The 14886-nt window shown below is 54.3% G+C and carries 17 protein-coding genes; 2 read left to right on the plus strand and 15 right to left on the minus strand.

Annotated features, from left to right (window positions below; translation table 11 throughout):
- Positions 1-68: 68 nt before the first annotated feature.
- Positions 69-1295 carry an RNA-guided endonuclease TnpB family protein gene (locus C6362_RS11025; protein WP_106699306.1) on the minus strand — a complete coding sequence of 409 codons (1227 nt, stop codon included), beginning with the start codon at positions 1293-1295 and terminating at the stop codon, positions 69-71.
- 114 nt (positions 1296-1409) lie between these two features.
- Between C6362_RS11025 and C6362_RS11030 the strand changes: the two genes are divergently transcribed.
- Positions 1410-2039 (plus strand): TetR/AcrR family transcriptional regulator, encoded by a 630-nt coding sequence (locus C6362_RS11030; RefSeq protein ID WP_014016585.1) that lies wholly within the window; start codon positions 1410-1412, stop codon positions 2037-2039.
- Positions 2040-2593: 554 nt separating this feature from the next.
- On the opposite strand, the gene C6362_RS12240 is transcribed toward C6362_RS11030, so the two are convergent.
- The 7 genes from C6362_RS12240 to C6362_RS11065 all read right to left on the minus strand — a co-directional run bounded on the left by C6362_RS12240 (position 2594) and on the right by C6362_RS11065 (position 5859).
- Positions 2594-2770: a MarR family winged helix-turn-helix transcriptional regulator gene (locus C6362_RS12240; protein ID WP_230579053.1), complete on the minus strand. Its 177-nt coding sequence runs from the start codon at positions 2768-2770 to the stop codon at positions 2594-2596.
- Complete coding sequence (locus tag C6362_RS12345) at positions 2770-2877, minus strand: universal stress protein (protein ID WP_071821866.1); 108 nt, start codon at positions 2875-2877, stop codon at positions 2770-2772. The genes C6362_RS12240 and C6362_RS12345 overlap by 1 nt, the downstream gene beginning before the upstream one ends.
- Before the next feature lie 140 nt (positions 2878-3017).
- Positions 3018-3170, minus strand: coding sequence for a hypothetical protein (locus C6362_RS11860; protein ID WP_230579052.1), 153 nt, complete (start codon positions 3168-3170; stop codon positions 3018-3020).
- Between the two features lie 134 nt (positions 3171-3304).
- A complete protein-coding gene (locus tag C6362_RS11050) occupies positions 3305-4012 on the minus strand; it encodes a YczE/YyaS/YitT family protein (protein ID WP_014016583.1) in 708 nt (235 codons plus the stop codon).
- A gap of 3 nt (positions 4013-4015) precedes the next feature.
- A complete protein-coding gene (locus C6362_RS11055) occupies positions 4016-4444 on the minus strand; it encodes a MarR family winged helix-turn-helix transcriptional regulator (RefSeq protein WP_014016582.1) in 429 nt (142 codons plus the stop codon).
- Positions 4445-4655: 211 nt separating this feature from the next.
- The gene (mscL, locus tag C6362_RS11060) at positions 4656-5108 is read right to left on the minus strand and encodes a large conductance mechanosensitive channel protein MscL (protein ID WP_014016581.1); all 453 of its coding nucleotides are present in this window, start codon (positions 5106-5108) and stop codon (positions 4656-4658) included.
- Positions 5109-5253: 145 nt separating this feature from the next.
- Positions 5254-5859, minus strand: coding sequence for a methyltransferase family protein (locus C6362_RS11065; protein WP_014016580.1), 606 nt, complete (start codon positions 5857-5859; stop codon positions 5254-5256).
- A 178-nt stretch (positions 5860-6037) separates the two neighbouring features.
- On the opposite strand from C6362_RS11065, the gene C6362_RS11070 reads away from it, so the two are divergent.
- A complete protein-coding gene (locus tag C6362_RS11070; protein WP_014016579.1) occupies positions 6038-6775 on the plus strand; it encodes a vWA domain-containing protein in 738 nt (245 codons plus the stop codon).
- Positions 6776-6778: 3 nt separating this feature from the next.
- On the opposite strand, the gene fumC is transcribed toward C6362_RS11070, so the two are convergent.
- The 7 genes from fumC to purF all read right to left on the minus strand — a co-directional run bounded on the left by fumC (position 6779) and on the right by purF (position 14843).
- Positions 6779-8164, minus strand: a complete 1386-nt coding sequence (gene fumC / locus C6362_RS11075) for a class II fumarate hydratase (RefSeq protein WP_014016578.1) — start codon at positions 8162-8164, stop codon at positions 6779-6781.
- 68 nt (positions 8165-8232) lie between these two features.
- Complete coding sequence (locus C6362_RS11080) at positions 8233-9789, minus strand: acyl CoA:acetate/3-ketoacid CoA transferase (RefSeq protein WP_014016577.1); 1557 nt, start codon at positions 9787-9789, stop codon at positions 8233-8235.
- Positions 9790-9864: 75 nt separating this feature from the next.
- On the minus strand, positions 9865-11139 hold the full coding sequence (purD, locus tag C6362_RS11085) for a phosphoribosylamine--glycine ligase (protein WP_014016576.1): 1275 nt from the start codon (positions 11137-11139) through the stop codon (positions 9865-9867).
- Positions 11139-11744 (minus strand): IMP cyclohydrolase, encoded by a 606-nt coding sequence (locus C6362_RS11090; protein WP_014016575.1) that lies wholly within the window; start codon positions 11742-11744, stop codon positions 11139-11141. Before C6362_RS11090 ends, purD begins: the two co-directional genes overlap by 1 nt.
- Positions 11745-11763: 19 nt before the next feature.
- Positions 11764-12378 (minus strand): phosphoribosylglycinamide formyltransferase, encoded by a 615-nt coding sequence (purN, locus tag C6362_RS11095; RefSeq protein ID WP_014016574.1) that lies wholly within the window; start codon positions 12376-12378, stop codon positions 11764-11766.
- On the minus strand, positions 12371-13435 hold the full coding sequence (gene purM / locus C6362_RS11100; RefSeq protein WP_014016573.1) for a phosphoribosylformylglycinamidine cyclo-ligase: 1065 nt from the start codon (positions 13433-13435) through the stop codon (positions 12371-12373). The genes purN and purM overlap by 8 nt, the downstream gene beginning before the upstream one ends.
- Positions 13416-14843 carry an amidophosphoribosyltransferase gene (gene purF, locus C6362_RS11105; protein WP_014016572.1) on the minus strand — a complete coding sequence of 476 codons (1428 nt, stop codon included), beginning with the start codon at positions 14841-14843 and terminating at the stop codon, positions 13416-13418. Before purF ends, purM begins: the two co-directional genes overlap by 20 nt.
- Between the last annotated feature and the right edge of the window lie 43 nt (positions 14844-14886).

Below are 14886 nucleotides of genomic sequence, written 5' to 3' on the forward strand. Positions count from 1 at the left end.
TCAAAAGACGTCTCCCTATATCCGCCTACATCATCGGGTGGCTGACAACACCCGCTTTGCTAAGGAGTTTACTCCGAAGCAGTTGTTATTCTTTCGTAACGAGGATGGTTATCTCCGGAAATCCACATAGTTCCGAGGAGCTGAATATTCATGGCACCAATACGGTCATCGTTGGATTTGTAACCGCACTGACAGCTATATAAGTGCCTGTGATGGTCACGGTTTTCCTTGTGGATAGTACCGCATTTGGGACAACGTTGAGAGGTATACTTAGCAGATACCTTCAGAACTTCGGAACGATTTTCATGAGCTTTATAAGTCAGGAATTGCTCCAACTGATAGAATGCCCAGCTGCGCAGGTCGTAATTTTGTTTAGCAGTTTTTGAAAGATTGGACTCTTCGAAGCTAACACCGGTCAGATCTTCAAGCACAAATAGCGTATCTTTGCCGTATTTTTCAACGAGTGTCTTAGAAATCCGATGGTTTACATCAGACATCCAACGGTTCTCTCGTCCTGAAATGGCTTTGAGTCTACGCTTTGCTGATTTTGTACCCTTAGACTGGAGCTGGCGGCGGACTTCCTGAAATTTATGGCGTTTAGTAGCCATCTTCTTACCAGAGACGAATTCGGTTTTGCCCTGTTCGTCGTAACTAACAGTAAGAAAACGTAATCCGCGGTCAATACCGACAACGTGACGGACGTTTTCTTTCTGAAAATCTTCGACAGCTTGGGTTACGGGAATATGGAGATACCATAAACCTTTGAGTTCGACCAGTTTTCCTGTTCCAAGGTCATAGGAACCATCGAGGTATTCAGCGAAATGTTCACCCTCAAAAGTGCATTTGGTTCTTTTTCCGAGTGTATTGATAGACAGAACCTGTCCGCTATCAACGAAGCTATAATCACGATTGCGAACCAAGTCCGCTTGTGGGCGGCTGAAGAATACTGGCTTCCAGAGCCATTCCAAAGTTTTGGTAATGCGTTGCCAGTTGCCATTCTTATCCTTATATCTGTAGGGATTTTGGAAGAGCTGTTGTTTTACCGTTTTATATCTGGCAATCGTCGTCTTGATAGAAGACTGGGCCAGCTGCGATTTCAGACCGAACTGGCTGCGCAGGTCACTGTACAGCTCTCTGTTGAGACTTTGGTAGGTCATGTTAAATCGGTGGTCGAAGATGTACTGCGACACGAAGTTACAAGCCTGACGGTATTGTTCAGTCATCTGACGGAACAGCGTCTCTTGTTCGGGAGTAACATGTATACGAAGTTTTATTGTTTTAGTTAGGTTAGACATTTTTTCACCTGCCTTTCTAAAATTTATACTACTTCATTAAAATTATTATATCATAATTTTTTTGCTAAAAGTCTATTATTGATTATTGAAAGGAGGGGAGGTGCGGCTCCTCTCATGACTAAAGTCACGAGTCTCCGCCGCACCATGAAGATGAAAAAATGTGGTCGTCCTCCTAAAAAGGACAATCCCGAAGAAAATAAGGAAAAAATCATAGCTGCGGCCATAGCCCTTATCGAGGAACAAGGCGCGGACTGTATCACGGTGCGACGTGTCTGCGAGAAAGCGGATATTGCCACGGGAACATTTTATTATCACTTCCGTAATAAGGATGACCTGATGATGCACTTTGTGCGAGGGATCTCCTTCGAGACAGTCGAGCTTACGGCTCCACCCTCCGATATTGCAGGACGCATAGCAGAATTATATATGCTCCTTATCCGGCAGTACATGAACCTTGGCATAGCTTTTATGCGTAGTTTTTACACGCCGGACAATCAGGCACTCCACACCTATATGGGAGAAAAAGACGGGAAGTTTGCCGCTGGAACGGTCATGGCCAGATGCGAGCAGGAGTTTGTCAAGGCACAGGCAGAAGGCTGCATACAAAAAAATGCAGATATCCACCAAATGAGCGCGGATATCTGCACGATTGTAAAGGGCTGTATCTTCGAGTGGTGTCTCAGCGAGGGGAAAATGGATATAGAAGCGGCGGTTCAACGAATGCTAAAAGCATATATGGCATAGAAACCGATTGACATTGATATCATTCCTCAACCTCCGTGTCCCATCCCGGAACACCACCGTCATGCCACCATCCACGCCCACCGTCACATAATCCACCATCGCGCCCCACAGCCGCTCGTCGAACTCCGCCACAGGCTCCCCTTGCGCCTCAAGCGTCCTGATGAACCCCGCTCCCTAAAGGGACTAGCTTCGCGTCGCAACCGCTCGCCCTTGGCTGACCGCTCTGCGATAGCCTCCGTCACCTCGTCGAACCGTGCCTTGGCTTTCTCGTACCGCTCCACCAAGCCGTTGTAGCGTTTCTGGTACTCCCCTTGGTCTTGGACAATCCTTGCATTCTCGGCGCTGCAGTTCTGGGTCATCTCCACTAGCACCGCAAGCTCCTGCCCCCAGGAGGCTTTCTTTTGTTTTGCATACAATAATTATACCAGCAAAGAGGCCCTTCGGGGCCTCTTTTGCTAAAAAAAATGGGGCTGTAACAACTCTGCTGGCTGGACCTGGCGGATCCGCTTGGTCTTATCCCAACCCTTGTCGATCAGAAAAATGGCTACGCCCCGCTAATCTTCAGGCCGTGTCTCCTTGCGGATGAGGTCTAGTTTTTCCATGCACTTCAGCAGGCTAGTCACCGTCGATTTATCGATGATGCATTCGCGGCTGATATCCTTCTGACTGGCGCTATCATGGAACCACAAGTATTCCAGAGTCTTAGGCTGTCCCGGCATGAGCCCTTCCATTACTTCATAATCATAATCAGAATCGGGACCTGGCTGCGCAGAAGGACGTAGTTGCTGACGCTGCCTAGGAGGATTTTCTTTAATCCCGACAGGCCGCGGTTACCGATTGGGCATCAGCTTGAGCAGGACCTGATAGCCTTTTTCCTTTCATGCAGCATGTAGCATAGGTCATCATGCGTAGTCACTTTTCCTTTGTAATTTGTAGCACAAAGCGTGTAGTTTGCAGAGAGGCGACAGTGCCTTTTGGTTACTGCACGACGCGTTTCCGGCTCATCCACAGTCCGATAGCGATGACGGCGGCAGCCAAGAGGATTTGAAGGCTTATGGGAGCCCAGGAACCGGCCATTTGCTGCAACAGGGTCCCTAAGATTTTGTCGTGGCCGATCATTGAACGCGACATTCAATCTTCATACCAACCAAACAGCGTCTTCCCCGTTTCCAGCTGTTGGATTTACAGGATTCGCAGCGGGACGCCGATTATGGCGTCCCCTACGGCAATACAAGTCTACCATCCCCCACATGCGGGATTACTTCCTAACGGTTCTCCGCTACGGCTGCCGGCGCAGCTCCCCTGTTTTCATCGGCCAAAGACAGGCGTGCCAGGCGTTCGATGAAGAAGACGTGACGGTTGAAGAAATTGACGAAGCGGCCGACGAGCATGGCCGAAATGACGGTGCCGATGCCGAGGCCCGACAGGGTCCCCAGTCCGCCATAGAGGAAAGAAAGGATGACAGCCAGCGTGACCATCGTCGTATCAAAGGCCACTTTCGTCGAGCCCATGCGCCACTTGCCGACCTGCGCGATGGCTTTGACGGCACCGTCACCGGGCACCATCAAGACCTGCGACGCCGTTTCGATGCAGATGCCGAAACCCAGAACAGCACAGCCCAGGACGAGGAACAGTACCTGCAGCGGTAACGACAAGTGCTGGAGTCCCGCTAAGAGCGGCATATAGAGGTCGAGGGCATAACTGAAGATGACGTTGATGCCGACCTGAAGGATTTCCAAGGGCCTGAAATTGCGGCGCAGGAGCAGGAACTGTAGGACGATGAAGGCCATGTTCATGACAAAGGTCAGCTGTCCAAAAGTCCAGGGAAAATAGAAGCTGAGGACCAGGGGCACGCTGGAAATCGGCGACGTCCCCAGGCTGGCGGCCGTAATCAAGTCGATACCGAAAGCCGTCGTCAAAATACTGAGGATAAAAACAGGAATCCGGATTCGTTTATAATGCATCTGACGCATGTTTTAGTCCCCCCACTTCTTCTGATTGGCAATGATTTTATGAAAGGTCCGCATGAACTGCTGCTTTTCTTCTTCGGGAATCCCCTGCCACATGGCATCGTCCGTGGCGTAGATGACCTTGCGGATTTCCTTGGCCTTTTCCCAGCCCTTGTCGGTCAGGTAAATATTGATGCCCCGCTGGTCGTCAGGCCGCGTTTCCTTGCGGATGAGATCCAGCTTTTCCATGCGTTTCAGCAGGCTGGTCACCGTCGACTTGTCGATGATGCACTCGCGGCTGATATCCTTTTGGCTGGCGCCGTCATGGAACCACAGATATTCCAGTATCTTAGGCTGACCGGGCATGAGCCCTTCCCGCTTGATGCGGCGGCCGATTTCCCGGTTCGACCGGTGAAACCCTAACAACAGTAAAATATGCAACGCTTCTTCGTCCATGGCGATTCCCCTTTTAATTAGTTTTAATTCCAACTATATTCCTTATTATATCGCAAGAAGTAGAAAAGTCAACAGGGCGCCCCTTACGAGGGGCGCCCACTCCAGGACATGTACGATTTACCAACCACTTTGCTAGAAAAATCCTCCATATTCTGAGACGGGCTCGCCACGTGCGAGCCCCTACAAACTGCAAAATAACATCGGTCTGCAATCAATGAGCCGTTTCGGCAGCAGGCAGTTCGCTAGTGCAGTGCGGGCAGCGGGTTGCATCGTCCGCGATGGGCTGGCGGCAGAACGGGCAGAGCCGCGGTTCTGGAGCCGGTTCCGGTTTGGGCAGGAAGCGGTTCAGCTGTTTGAGGACCATGAAGATGGCAAAGGCGATAATCAGGAACTCAATGACCGTGTTGAGAAAGGAACCGTACGCAATGACAGGGATCCCGGTGGCTTTCGCTTCGGCCAGGGAATCGACGTGTTCTGTGCTCAAAGGGATGAAGAAGTCCGAAAAATCAATCCCGCCGAGGAGGACCCCAAATGGGGGCATAATAATGTTGTTGACCAGTGACGTGACGATTTTCCCAAAAGCTCCGCCGACGACGACACCGACTGCCATGTCCAGCACGTTCCCACGCATGGCAAATTCTTTGAATTCCTTGATGATGCCCATGTTTTCCACTCCTATCTGTGGTGTAAAAAATAAATTATAAAAAAATAGGGACTCGCATGATGGCAGAAACCGTCGTGCGAGTCCCTATTCATCATAGCGGAAAAAGGGCAAGCTGACAATGATTTTTTATTTTTGTTATATTTATTTAATAAAGCGACAGGAGCTGCGGCAACAGGCCTGATTCCTGTATGGCTTCGATACATTCCAGGATGCCGACGGCCAGGACGAACCAGAGGACGTCGCCGGCAGCGTGGCGGAAAACTTTCGGTTTGACTGTATATTCCTTAGGTTCATGGTAGAGCGACCATTTCGGGAAAAACCGAGGCACTTCCCGGATGTAGGCGCTGTACGGTTCCCCGAAGAGGCGGTGCAGCCGGGCTTCTTCCGTATGGATGACCGGGATGTACATGACGGCGAAGAGGAGGACCAGCAGCACCGTCAGGGTCAGCGATTCCGTGCACAGACCGACGCCGATGCCGCCGAGGAAGCTGAAGAAATACAACGGATTCCGGCAGACCGAGTACGGCCCTTCGCGGACCAGGACGTCATTCTTATAGCCGGCAATATACTGGGCGCACCACATGCGGCCTGCCATGGCGGCGCCGACGCAGAGACAGCCCACGAGGAATAAGATGCCCGAGATATACGGGGCCGTGACATCCAATTCCTTTTGCGAGAACATGAATAAAAATAAAAACAGAAGCCCAATGACTTGGGAAATACGGGTGCGGTAATGGTCCAGGAAATACATGGTGACTCCTCCTCTTGTCCTAATTGATAAGGCCAGTATAACGGTCATTTCTAACGAAAGATTAGGCAAAAGTTAAAGGAATCATAAAGATTTGTGAACAGACTGCGTATTCTTTGTAACAACTTTTATGATACAATAAAAGAAACGTCATTCGTCCATTTTTAAGGAGGCATCTGCCATGTTCAAAAAATTACTCATATTTACCCTCAGCGCCCTGCTCTGCTGCGGCGCGGCTGTCGCGGCCGACACGACGACCATGACCGACAAGGCCCGCCAGGCTGAAACACAGTCCCTGCCGTCGACGATCAAACATCTCGACCTGGTCCTGGTCCTCGATAAGAGCGGCTCCATGTATGGCCTGGAAAGCGATACTATCGGCGGCTACAACGCCATGATTGCCAAAGAAAAAGACCTCGACGTCGATACCAAGGTCACAACGGTCCTGTTCAACAATAAAGTCGATATCCTGACGGACCGCAGCAACATCAACAGCCTGTCGGACATGACGACCAAGGATTACCGCGTCGGCGGCTCGACGGCGCTCCTCGATGCCGTAGGCAACACGATTGCCAAGATATCAGACACGCCGGGCATTTCCGACAAGGACCACAAGGTCATCTTCGTCATCATCACGGATGGCTTGGAAAACGCCAGTACGGAATACTCTAAGGCGACGATCCAGAAAATGATTTCCGATAAAAAAGCCCAGGGCTGGGACTTCATTTTCCTCGGCGCCAATATCGACGCCGCTTCGGAAGCCCAGAACCTGGGTATCGATGCCGACCATGCCGTCAAGTATCGCAATACTTCGACGGGCGTCCAGAAGAACTTCGCCGCCATTGCCGCCTACACGCGCAGTGCCGTTCAGCAGCAAGACGACGACTCCTGGAAAGATAACATCGAAAAAGATAAGTAAGGCTTATTTCAAACCTGCCAATTTAGCCGGATCCATGGCTTTGTCGAACTGCTCTGCCGTGACCCACCCCGTCTTCAGGGCTGACTCTTTCAGGGTCAGCCCTTCTTTGGCTGCCTGTTTGGCAATGGTGCAGGCCTTGTCATAACCGACGAGAGGCACCAGGCCCGTGACCAGGATCAGCGAGTTGTAGAGGTTAGTCGTGATCCGTTCCTGATTCGGTTCGATGCCGACGACGCAGTGCTTGCGGAAGGAATCCATGCAGTCCGTCAGAAGGCGGATGGACTGGGTCAGGTTGTAGGCGATGACGGGCATGAAGACGTTCAATTCGAAATTGCCCTGGCTGGCGGCGATGCCCAAGGTGGCATCGTTGCCCATGACCTGGACGGCGACCATGGTGACGGCTTCGCACTGCGTCGGGTTGACTTTGCTCGGCATGATGGAGCTGCCCGGTTCGTTTTCAGGGATGCGGATTTCGCCGATGCCGCAACGCGGTCCCGACGAGAGCCAGCGGACGTCGTTGGCGATTTTCATCAGGTCGCAGGCCAGGGCCTTGAGCATGCCGTGGACGACGACGAGTTCATCTTTACTGGTCAGGGACTGGAATTTATTCGGTGCCGTGCGGAACGTCGTGCCCGTCAGTTCACTGACGATTTCTGCAAAGCGGACGTCGTAGCCCTTCGGGCAGTTGATGCCCGTGCCGACAGCCGTGCCGCCCATAGCCAGGTCGCGCAGAAAATCGACGCCCTGCGTGAGCATTTCCTTGTCGCGCTGAATCATGCGGGCCCAGCCGCTGAATTCCTGGCCCAGCGTCAAGGGCGTCGCGTCCTGCAAGTGGGTCCGGCCGATTTTGACGATGTCCTTGAAGGCTTCCTGTTTGGCCCGGAGTGCCTGGTAGAGGGCTTCCATGGCAGGGAACAGTTTCTGTTCGATGAGCAGGACGCCGACCATATGCAGGCCTGTCGGGAAGGTATCGTTCGAGCTCTGGGAATGATTGACGTGGTCATTGGGATGGACATTCAAGTCCTTGCCCTGGGCTTTTAAGATTTGTTTGGCCCGGTTGGCGACGACTTCGTTGACGTTCATGTTGAACTGCGTGCCGCTGCCGGTCATCCATACGGCCAGGGGGAAATTGCCATCGAGTTTGCCGGCCAGAATGTCATCGCAGGCCTGGATAATGGCATCGGCCCGGTCGCCGTCGACGACGCCCAATTCTTTGTTGGTCAAAGCAGCAGCTTTTTTCAGGTAAGCAAAGACGGTGACCATTTCGGCGGGAATCTTTTCCGTGCCAATCTTAAAATTCTCGAAACTGCGCTGTGTCTGGGCGCCCCAGAGTTTATCAGCTGGGACTTTGATTTCCCCCATCGAATCTCTTTCTATACGGTATTCCATGAAAACCTCCCATATAATCAAATTATATAAAACATAGCGGATTCAGGCGGGCGCCCTTTGGGTCGCCCTTACGTTATCCCCATGGGATTGGGCTGGAAGATGCGGCTGTCCATGAGTCGCAGGTCGTCGGCGATGAGCGGGCGAAATTCCATCTGGCCCAGGATGTCCCGTTCCAGGTCCATGCCCGGGGCGATTTCCGTCAGCATCAGGCCCTGCTGTGTCAGGCGGAAGACGGCCCGTTCAGTGACGACCAGGACGTGCTGGTCATGACTGGCCGCATAAGAGCCGGAAAAAGTGACCTGTTCGATGTCCGTCTTGAACTTCTGGTATTTCCCTTCATGGTCGATGACCAGGCGCCCGTCTTCGCAGTGTTCCCGCAGGCCGCCGGCCGTAAAGGTCCCCATGAGGATGAGTTTCTTCGTAGGCTGGGCCAGATCGATGAAGCCTCCTGGTCCGGTGACGCGGCCGTGGAATTTCGAGACATTGACATTGCCCATGGCGTCGATTTCCGCCAGGCCCAGGGCGCAGAGGTCGAGGCCGCCGCCGTGGCAGATGTCGAACATGTCGGCCATCTTCAGCTCGGCTTCGGCATTGACAGCCGCTCCCATATCGAGGCCCGACAAGGGGATGCCACCGATGATGCCCGAATCGGCAGCCAGGGTCAAGCTCGGCCCGAAGCCTTCTTCGGCGGCGACAGAACCGATGATTTCCGGGATACCGATTCCCAGGTTCATGACATCGCCCTTCTTCAGTTCCATGGCGGCCCGGCGGGCACAGATCTTGCGGTTGTCCAGGGGATGGGGCGGCAGGGACTGGATGGACTTGCGCCCTTCGCCGCTCAGTTCCGGCCGGTAGCCATGGGTCGAAAAGCTCTGGACGTGATACTTCGGCCGCGGTACGACGACGTAGTCGACGAGGAAATGGTGAATCTTCACGAGGCGCGAATCGAGGCTTCCCCGGGGCACGACGTCTTCGACCTGGACGACGACGATGCCGCCGGAATTATGCGTCGCTTCGGCCACTTCCAGCTGTTCACCGATCATGGCTTCGCGCTGGAGGGAAATGTTGCCGTCTTCATCGGCCAGGGAGCCGCGGATGAAGCAGACCTGGATGGGAAAGGCCGGATAATACAGGTATTCGCTGCCATCGATTTCCATCAAGCGGACGATGTCTTTCCCTTCGCGGACGGTCTTTTCATTGGCCTTGCTGCCGTCCCGGCGCGGGTCGGCCAGGGTATGCAGGCCGATGTCGGTCCAGACGCCCTTACGGCCGGCGGCAATAGCCCGGTACAGTTCCAGGAGCGTCCCAGCCGGGACCGTATAGGCCAGGCACTGGTCAGCTGCGACCTTATCGGATAATTTCTTTTCCATGCCAAAATGACTGGTAATGATTGTCCCAATGAGGCCGTCTGCAGCCAGTCGGTCACCGCCGCGCTGGCCGCCGTCGCCAGTACCGGCAATCTTGACCAAGGTCACGTTGCGGGGATGCCCTTCGTCGGCATAGCGGTCGTGGAGAGCCTTGAATAAACCATCAGGCGTACCGAAGCCGGCATGACCGCTGACAGCCAGGGTCATATCATCGCCGACGAGACGCGCCGCTTCGGCCGGCGTAATAAACTGTGTCATAACGACCTTCCTTTCGTGTGGTAGTAAAAAAGGCTGTCTGCGACAGCCTTTTTTGAGTTTGATGTTGGAATCACGCTATTTCAAGTGTTTCAATCCTTTGGCGCCGATGTCGCTGCGGACCTGCTGGCCGTCGAAGTGGATGCGTTTGACGTTATCATAAGCCTTTTCGATAGCACTCTTGAGGTCCGGAGCTACTGCCGTGACGCCGAGGACGCGGCCGCCGTTGGTGACGTACTGGTCGTCTTTCTTGGCCGTGCCGGAATGGAAGACCATGACGTCTTCTTTATCGACAGCGTCGAGGCCGCTGATGACATCGCCCTTATGGGACGAAGCGGGATAGCCGGCAGAAGCCATGATGACGCAGCAGGCAGCAGCGTCTTTCCAATGGACCATGTCAGCCGTCAGCGTGCCTTTGGCGCAGGCGTACATGATCTGTGCCAGGTCGCCGTCGAGGAGCGGCAAAACAGCCTGCGTTTCAGGGTCGCCGAAGCGGCAGTTGAATTCGACGACTTTCGGGCCGTCCGCCGTAATCATGAGGCCGGCGTAAAGGCAGCCCTGATAGGTAATGCCTTCCTGCTTCAGGCCGTCGACGACGGGTTTCAAGATCTTTTCTTCGACTTCCTTGCGGATTTCCGGCGTAACGACCGGTGCCGGAGCATACGCTCCCATGCCGCCCGTGTTGGGGCCTTCGTCGTTATCGAAGATACGCTTGTGGTCCTGAGCAGAAATCATGGGCACGATGGTCTTGCCGTCGACGAAAGCCAGGAGGCTCGCTTCTTCACCGACCATGCATTCTTCGATGACGATGCGGCCGCCGGAAGCGCCGAAGATATGGTCTTCCATCATGGCATTGACCGCTTCGATGGCTTCTGCTTCCGTCTGGGCGACGACGACGCCTTTGCCGGCAGCCAGGCCGTCGGCTTTGACGACGATGGGTGCGCCCTGTTCTTTAATATAGGCCTTGGCGGCATCGCCATCGGTAAAGGAAGCGTAGGCTGCCGTCGGGACATGGTATTTCTTCATGAGGTTCTTGGCGAAGACCTTCGACCCTTCCATCTGAGCAGCAGCCTTGTTGGGGCCAAAGACAGCCAGACCCTTGGACTGAGCCAGGTCGGCAAGGCCTTCGGTCAAGGGGACTTCCGGGCCGACGACGAGCATGTCGATGCCTTCTTTTTGGGCATAGTCCGTGATGGCGTCCAGGTCGGACAAGGCGATGTCGACGCACTGGGCGACTTCACTCATAGCGGCACTGCCAGGGATGGCGTAGAGTTTATCGACACTCGGGCTCTGGGCCAGTTTCCAGGCTAAAGTATGTTCGCGGCCGCCGCCGCCGATGACTGCTACCTTCATTATTTTGCAGCCCCCTTCTGAACCTGTTCCGCTAAGTATGCGGCAATGGCCGTATCATAGACAGCCGTATGATGGAAAGCTTCCTGAGCCAGTTCCAGGCGGTACTGGTCGGAAAATTCGCCGTCCTTCTGGAGGATGGAAATGATTTCGCCGTATTTAGCCGGATTGGTGACGATAGCAACGTATTTATTGTTCTTGGCCGAAGCACGGACCATGCAGGGGCCGCCGATGTCGATGTTTTCAATGGCTTCTGCCAGGGTGACATCCGGTTTGGCAATAGTCTGCTGGAACGGATAGAGGTTGACGACGACCAGGTCGATCGGCTTGATGTCGTGTTCTTTCATGGCCTTGACGTGTTCCGGATTGTCGCGGACCGCCAGGATAGCGCCATGGATTTTCGGATTCAGCGTCTTGACGCGGCCGTCCATCATTTCCGGGAAACCCGTGACGTCCTGAACGGCGATGACCGGTACGCCTGCTTCTTTCAGAGTCCGCATGGTGCCGCCGGTGGAGATGATTTCGATGCCGAGGTCTGCCAGGGCTTTGCCCAGTTCGACGACGCCCGTCTTATCAGATACACTAATGAGTGCGCGTTTTACTTTCATGGAAAATTCCTCCTATTCCCTATTCCTGAGTCCCTTTGACGACATTGCCGTCGATAGTCAATTTATCATCGCAAAAGAGTGCTGCCGCTCTGACGTAGGTCGGATGTTCCTTGGTGAGGATCCGGGCAGCCAGCGTATCTTCCGTATCGTCTTCGTAGACCGGTACGGCCGACTGCAAGATGATCGGGCCGGCGTCCATGTCGGGTACGACGAAATGGACCGTGCAGCCAGCGATCTTGACGCCGGCTTCGACGGCCTGGCGCTGGGCGTGAAGACCTCGGAACGACGGCAACAGGGCCGGATGGATATTGAGCATCTTGTGTTCATAATGGGAAATGAAATCACCGCTCAAGAGGCGCATGAAGCCGGCCAGGCAGATGACGTCGGCCTGATACGGTTCGATGGCGTCGAGGATGTATTTTTCAAAAGCTTCTTTCGAGTCGAAGGATTTGCGGTCAGCCAGAATGACCGGTACGCCCCATTCCTTAGCCCGGTCCATGACCGGTGCGCCTGGGATATCGCAGACCAGGGCCTTGATTTCCGCATTGATCTTGCCATCTTCGACGGCATCGTGGAGGGCGATGGCATTGGAGCCGCGGCCCGATGCGAAAATGACCATTTTCTTCTTAGTCATGGAATACGCCTCCCCGCAAGGTTACGGGTACGTCGGAATCGACGACTTTGCCGATGACATAGGCCTTTTCATCGCGGTCTGCCAGATTCTTGAGGACGGCATCTGCGTCTTTTTCATCGACGATCATGATCATGCCGATGCCCATGTTGAAGGTACGGTACATTTCCTTGGCATCGACGTTGCCCCACTTCTGGAGGAGCCCGAAAATCGGCAGCTGCGGCCACGACGTGACGTCGATGTCGACGCCGACGCCTTTCGGCAGGACGCGGGGGATGTTTTCATAGAAGCCGCCGCCTGTGATGTGGACCATGCCCTTGACGGTGAAGTTCTTGATAATCGGCAGGCACGGACGCGGATAGAGACGGGTCGGCGTGAGCAGGCATTCACCGATGGTCATGCCCAGTTCGTCGACGTACTGGTCGAGCTTCATGTTCTGCCGTTCGAGGACGATCTTGCGGACCAGGGAGAAGCCGTTGGAGTGGACCCCAGTCGAAGGCAGGCCGATGAGGACGTCGCCGGCTTTGATGTTTTCACCGGTAATGACCTTGTCGCGGTCGACGATGCCGACGCCGAAGCCAGCCAGGTCATAGTCGTCTTTGGCATAGAAACCGGCCATTTCAGCCGTTTCGCCGCCGAGGAGAGCGCAGCCCGATTCCTGGCAGGCATTAGCAACGCCTTTGACGATAGTTGCAACCTGTACCGGGTCGAGCTTGCCGACAGCGATGTAGTCCAGGAAAAAGAGCGGTTCTGCGCCCTGGACGAGGACATCATTGATGGACATAGCGACGCAGTCCTGGCCGACTGTATCGTGCTTGCCCATCATGATGGCCAGGCGCAGCTTGGTGCCGACACCGTCGGTGCCGCTGACCAGGATGGGTTTCTTGATGTCGCTGTTCATCAGGGAAAAGAGACCGCCGAAACCGCCCAGGTCGCCGAGGACTTCCGGACGGTACGTGGCTTTGACCGAATCTTTCATCAATTCTACGGCTTTGTTGCCAGCATCGATGTCGACACCGGCATCAGCATAAGTCAATCCTTTATTTGTGTTCGAGAGCATATTTTTCTCCTTCCTCATTGGCCTGCGGAGTTTCCGTAGGATAGTCGTTGTTGAAGCAAGCTAAGCACATATCTTCCTTGGGGATATGTTCGACAGCCCGGTTAAGGCCATCGATGGAAATGAAATGGAGTTTGTCGACGCCGATGTACTTCTGGATCTGTTCGACACTGAACGTCGAAGCGATGAGTTCCTTGCGGACCGACGTGTCGATACCGTAGAAGCAGGGGTATTTGATAGGCGGTGCCGATACGCACATGTAGACTTCCTTGGCGCCGGCTTCGCGCAGGAGCTTGCAGATGATGCCGCTCGTCGTGCCGCGGACGATGGAGTCGTCGACCATGACGATCCGCTTGCCCTTGACGACGGACTTGACGACGTTCAATTTCATGCGGACTGCCAGTTCACGCTGTTTCTGGTTCGGCTTGATGAAGGTACGGCCCATGTAGCGGTTCTTGATGAGGCCGTGCTTGAAGGGGATGCCTGAAGCCTGGGCATAGCCGATGGCCGCCGTGTTGCCGCTGTCCGGGACGGAAATGACGATATCCGCATCATACTGCGTTTCGTTCCACATTTCCCGGCCCATGTTCAGGCGAGCCTGATAGACATCCTGGCCGTCGATGACACTGTCCGGACGGGCGAAGTAAATGTATTCGAAGGAACAGACCTGCTTGCGCGGTGCCTTGGCAAAAATCGACGATTTGACGCCTTTTTCGTTGATCTGGACAAATTCGCCAGGCTGTACGTCGCGGACAAACTTGGCACCGATGGCGTCGAGGGCACACGTTTCCGAAGCCAGGACCCAGCCGCCTTCATCGGTACGGCCGATGCAGAGCGGGCGGAAACCGTAGGGGTCGCGGACGCCGTAGAGCGTATCTTTCGTCATGAGTACCAGCGAGTACGCCCCCTGGATGCGGTTCATGCTTTCCATGATGCGTTCTTCGATGGTGTCTTTCTGGCTGCGGCTGATGAGGTTGACGATGATTTCACTGTCCATGGTCGTCTGGAACGTCGCGCCGCCGCGGTCCAGTTCTTCCCGCAGGACCCGCGTATTGGTCAGGTTGCCGTTGTGCGCCAGGGCCAGCTGTCCCATGGGCGTGTATACGGCCAGGGGCTGGATGTTGCGGGGATTATTGGAGCCTGTCGTCGAATAGCGGACGTGGCCGATACCGACAGGGCCGCCTTCTTCGTCAGGTACGCCGTTGGCGAAGACCGTGCTGATGAGGCCCATGCCGCGGAACGTATGGATATCCTGGCCGTCAGTCAGGGCGATGCCGCCGCTTTCCTGGCCACGATGCTGTAATGCGAACAACCCCCAGTAGATATAGCGGGGAATATCGAGGTGTTTATCGTAAATACCTAAGACACCACATTCTTCATGCTGCTTATCCCAAATCGGATCGTAAAACATGAATTAAACCTCCTGTTATAACGAAAAATAGTCTGTACATGCC

Origin of the sequence: Megasphaera elsdenii DSM 20460, from assembly GCF_003010495.1 — a bacterium.
GTDB lineage: Bacteria > Bacillota > Negativicutes > Veillonellales > Megasphaeraceae > Megasphaera > Megasphaera elsdenii.

Bases quoted from the DNA above. Each gene is read 5' to 3' on its own strand.
- C6362_RS11090 (WP_014016575.1), bottom strand. From the start codon at position 11,744: ATGAAAGTAAAACGCGCACTCATTAGTGTATCTGATAAGACGGGCGTC.
- purN (WP_014016574.1), bottom strand. From the start codon at position 12,378: ATGACTAAGAAGAAAATGGTCATTTTCGCATCGGGCCGCGGCTCCAAT.
- C6362_RS11030 (WP_014016585.1), top strand. From the start codon at position 1,410: ATGACTAAAGTCACGAGTCTCCGCCGCACCATGAAGATGAAAAAATGT.
- C6362_RS11050 (WP_014016583.1), bottom strand. From the start codon at position 4,012: ATGCGTCAGATGCATTATAAACGAATCCGGATTCCTGTTTTTATCCTC.
- purM (WP_014016573.1), bottom strand. From the start codon at position 13,435: ATGCTCTCGAACACAAATAAAGGATTGACTTATGCTGATGCCGGTGTC.
- purF (WP_014016572.1), bottom strand. From the start codon at position 14,843: ATGTTTTACGATCCGATTTGGGATAAGCAGCATGAAGAATGTGGTGTC.
- fumC (WP_014016578.1), bottom strand. From the start codon at position 8,164: ATGGAATACCGTATAGAAAGAGATTCGATGGGGGAAATCAAAGTCCCA.
- C6362_RS11025 (WP_106699306.1), bottom strand. From the start codon at position 1,295: ATGTCTAACCTAACTAAAACAATAAAACTTCGTATACATGTTACTCCC.
- C6362_RS11065 (WP_014016580.1), bottom strand. From the start codon at position 5,859: ATGTATTTCCTGGACCATTACCGCACCCGTATTTCCCAAGTCATTGGG.
- C6362_RS11860 (WP_230579052.1), bottom strand. From the start codon at position 3,170: ATGTCGCGTTCAATGATCGGCCACGACAAAATCTTAGGGACCCTGTTG.
- C6362_RS12240 (WP_230579053.1), bottom strand. From the start codon at position 2,770: ATGGAAGGGCTCATGCCGGGACAGCCTAAGACTCTGGAATACTTGTGG.
- C6362_RS11070 (WP_014016579.1), top strand. From the start codon at position 6,038: ATGTTCAAAAAATTACTCATATTTACCCTCAGCGCCCTGCTCTGCTGC.
- C6362_RS11055 (WP_014016582.1), bottom strand. From the start codon at position 4,444: ATGGACGAAGAAGCGTTGCATATTTTACTGTTGTTAGGGTTTCACCGG.
- mscL (WP_014016581.1), bottom strand. From the start codon at position 5,108: ATGGGCATCATCAAGGAATTCAAAGAATTTGCCATGCGTGGGAACGTG.
- purD (WP_014016576.1), bottom strand. From the start codon at position 11,139: ATGAAGGTAGCAGTCATCGGCGGCGGCGGCCGCGAACATACTTTAGCC.
- C6362_RS11080 (WP_014016577.1), bottom strand. From the start codon at position 9,789: ATGACACAGTTTATTACGCCGGCCGAAGCGGCGCGTCTCGTCGGCGAT.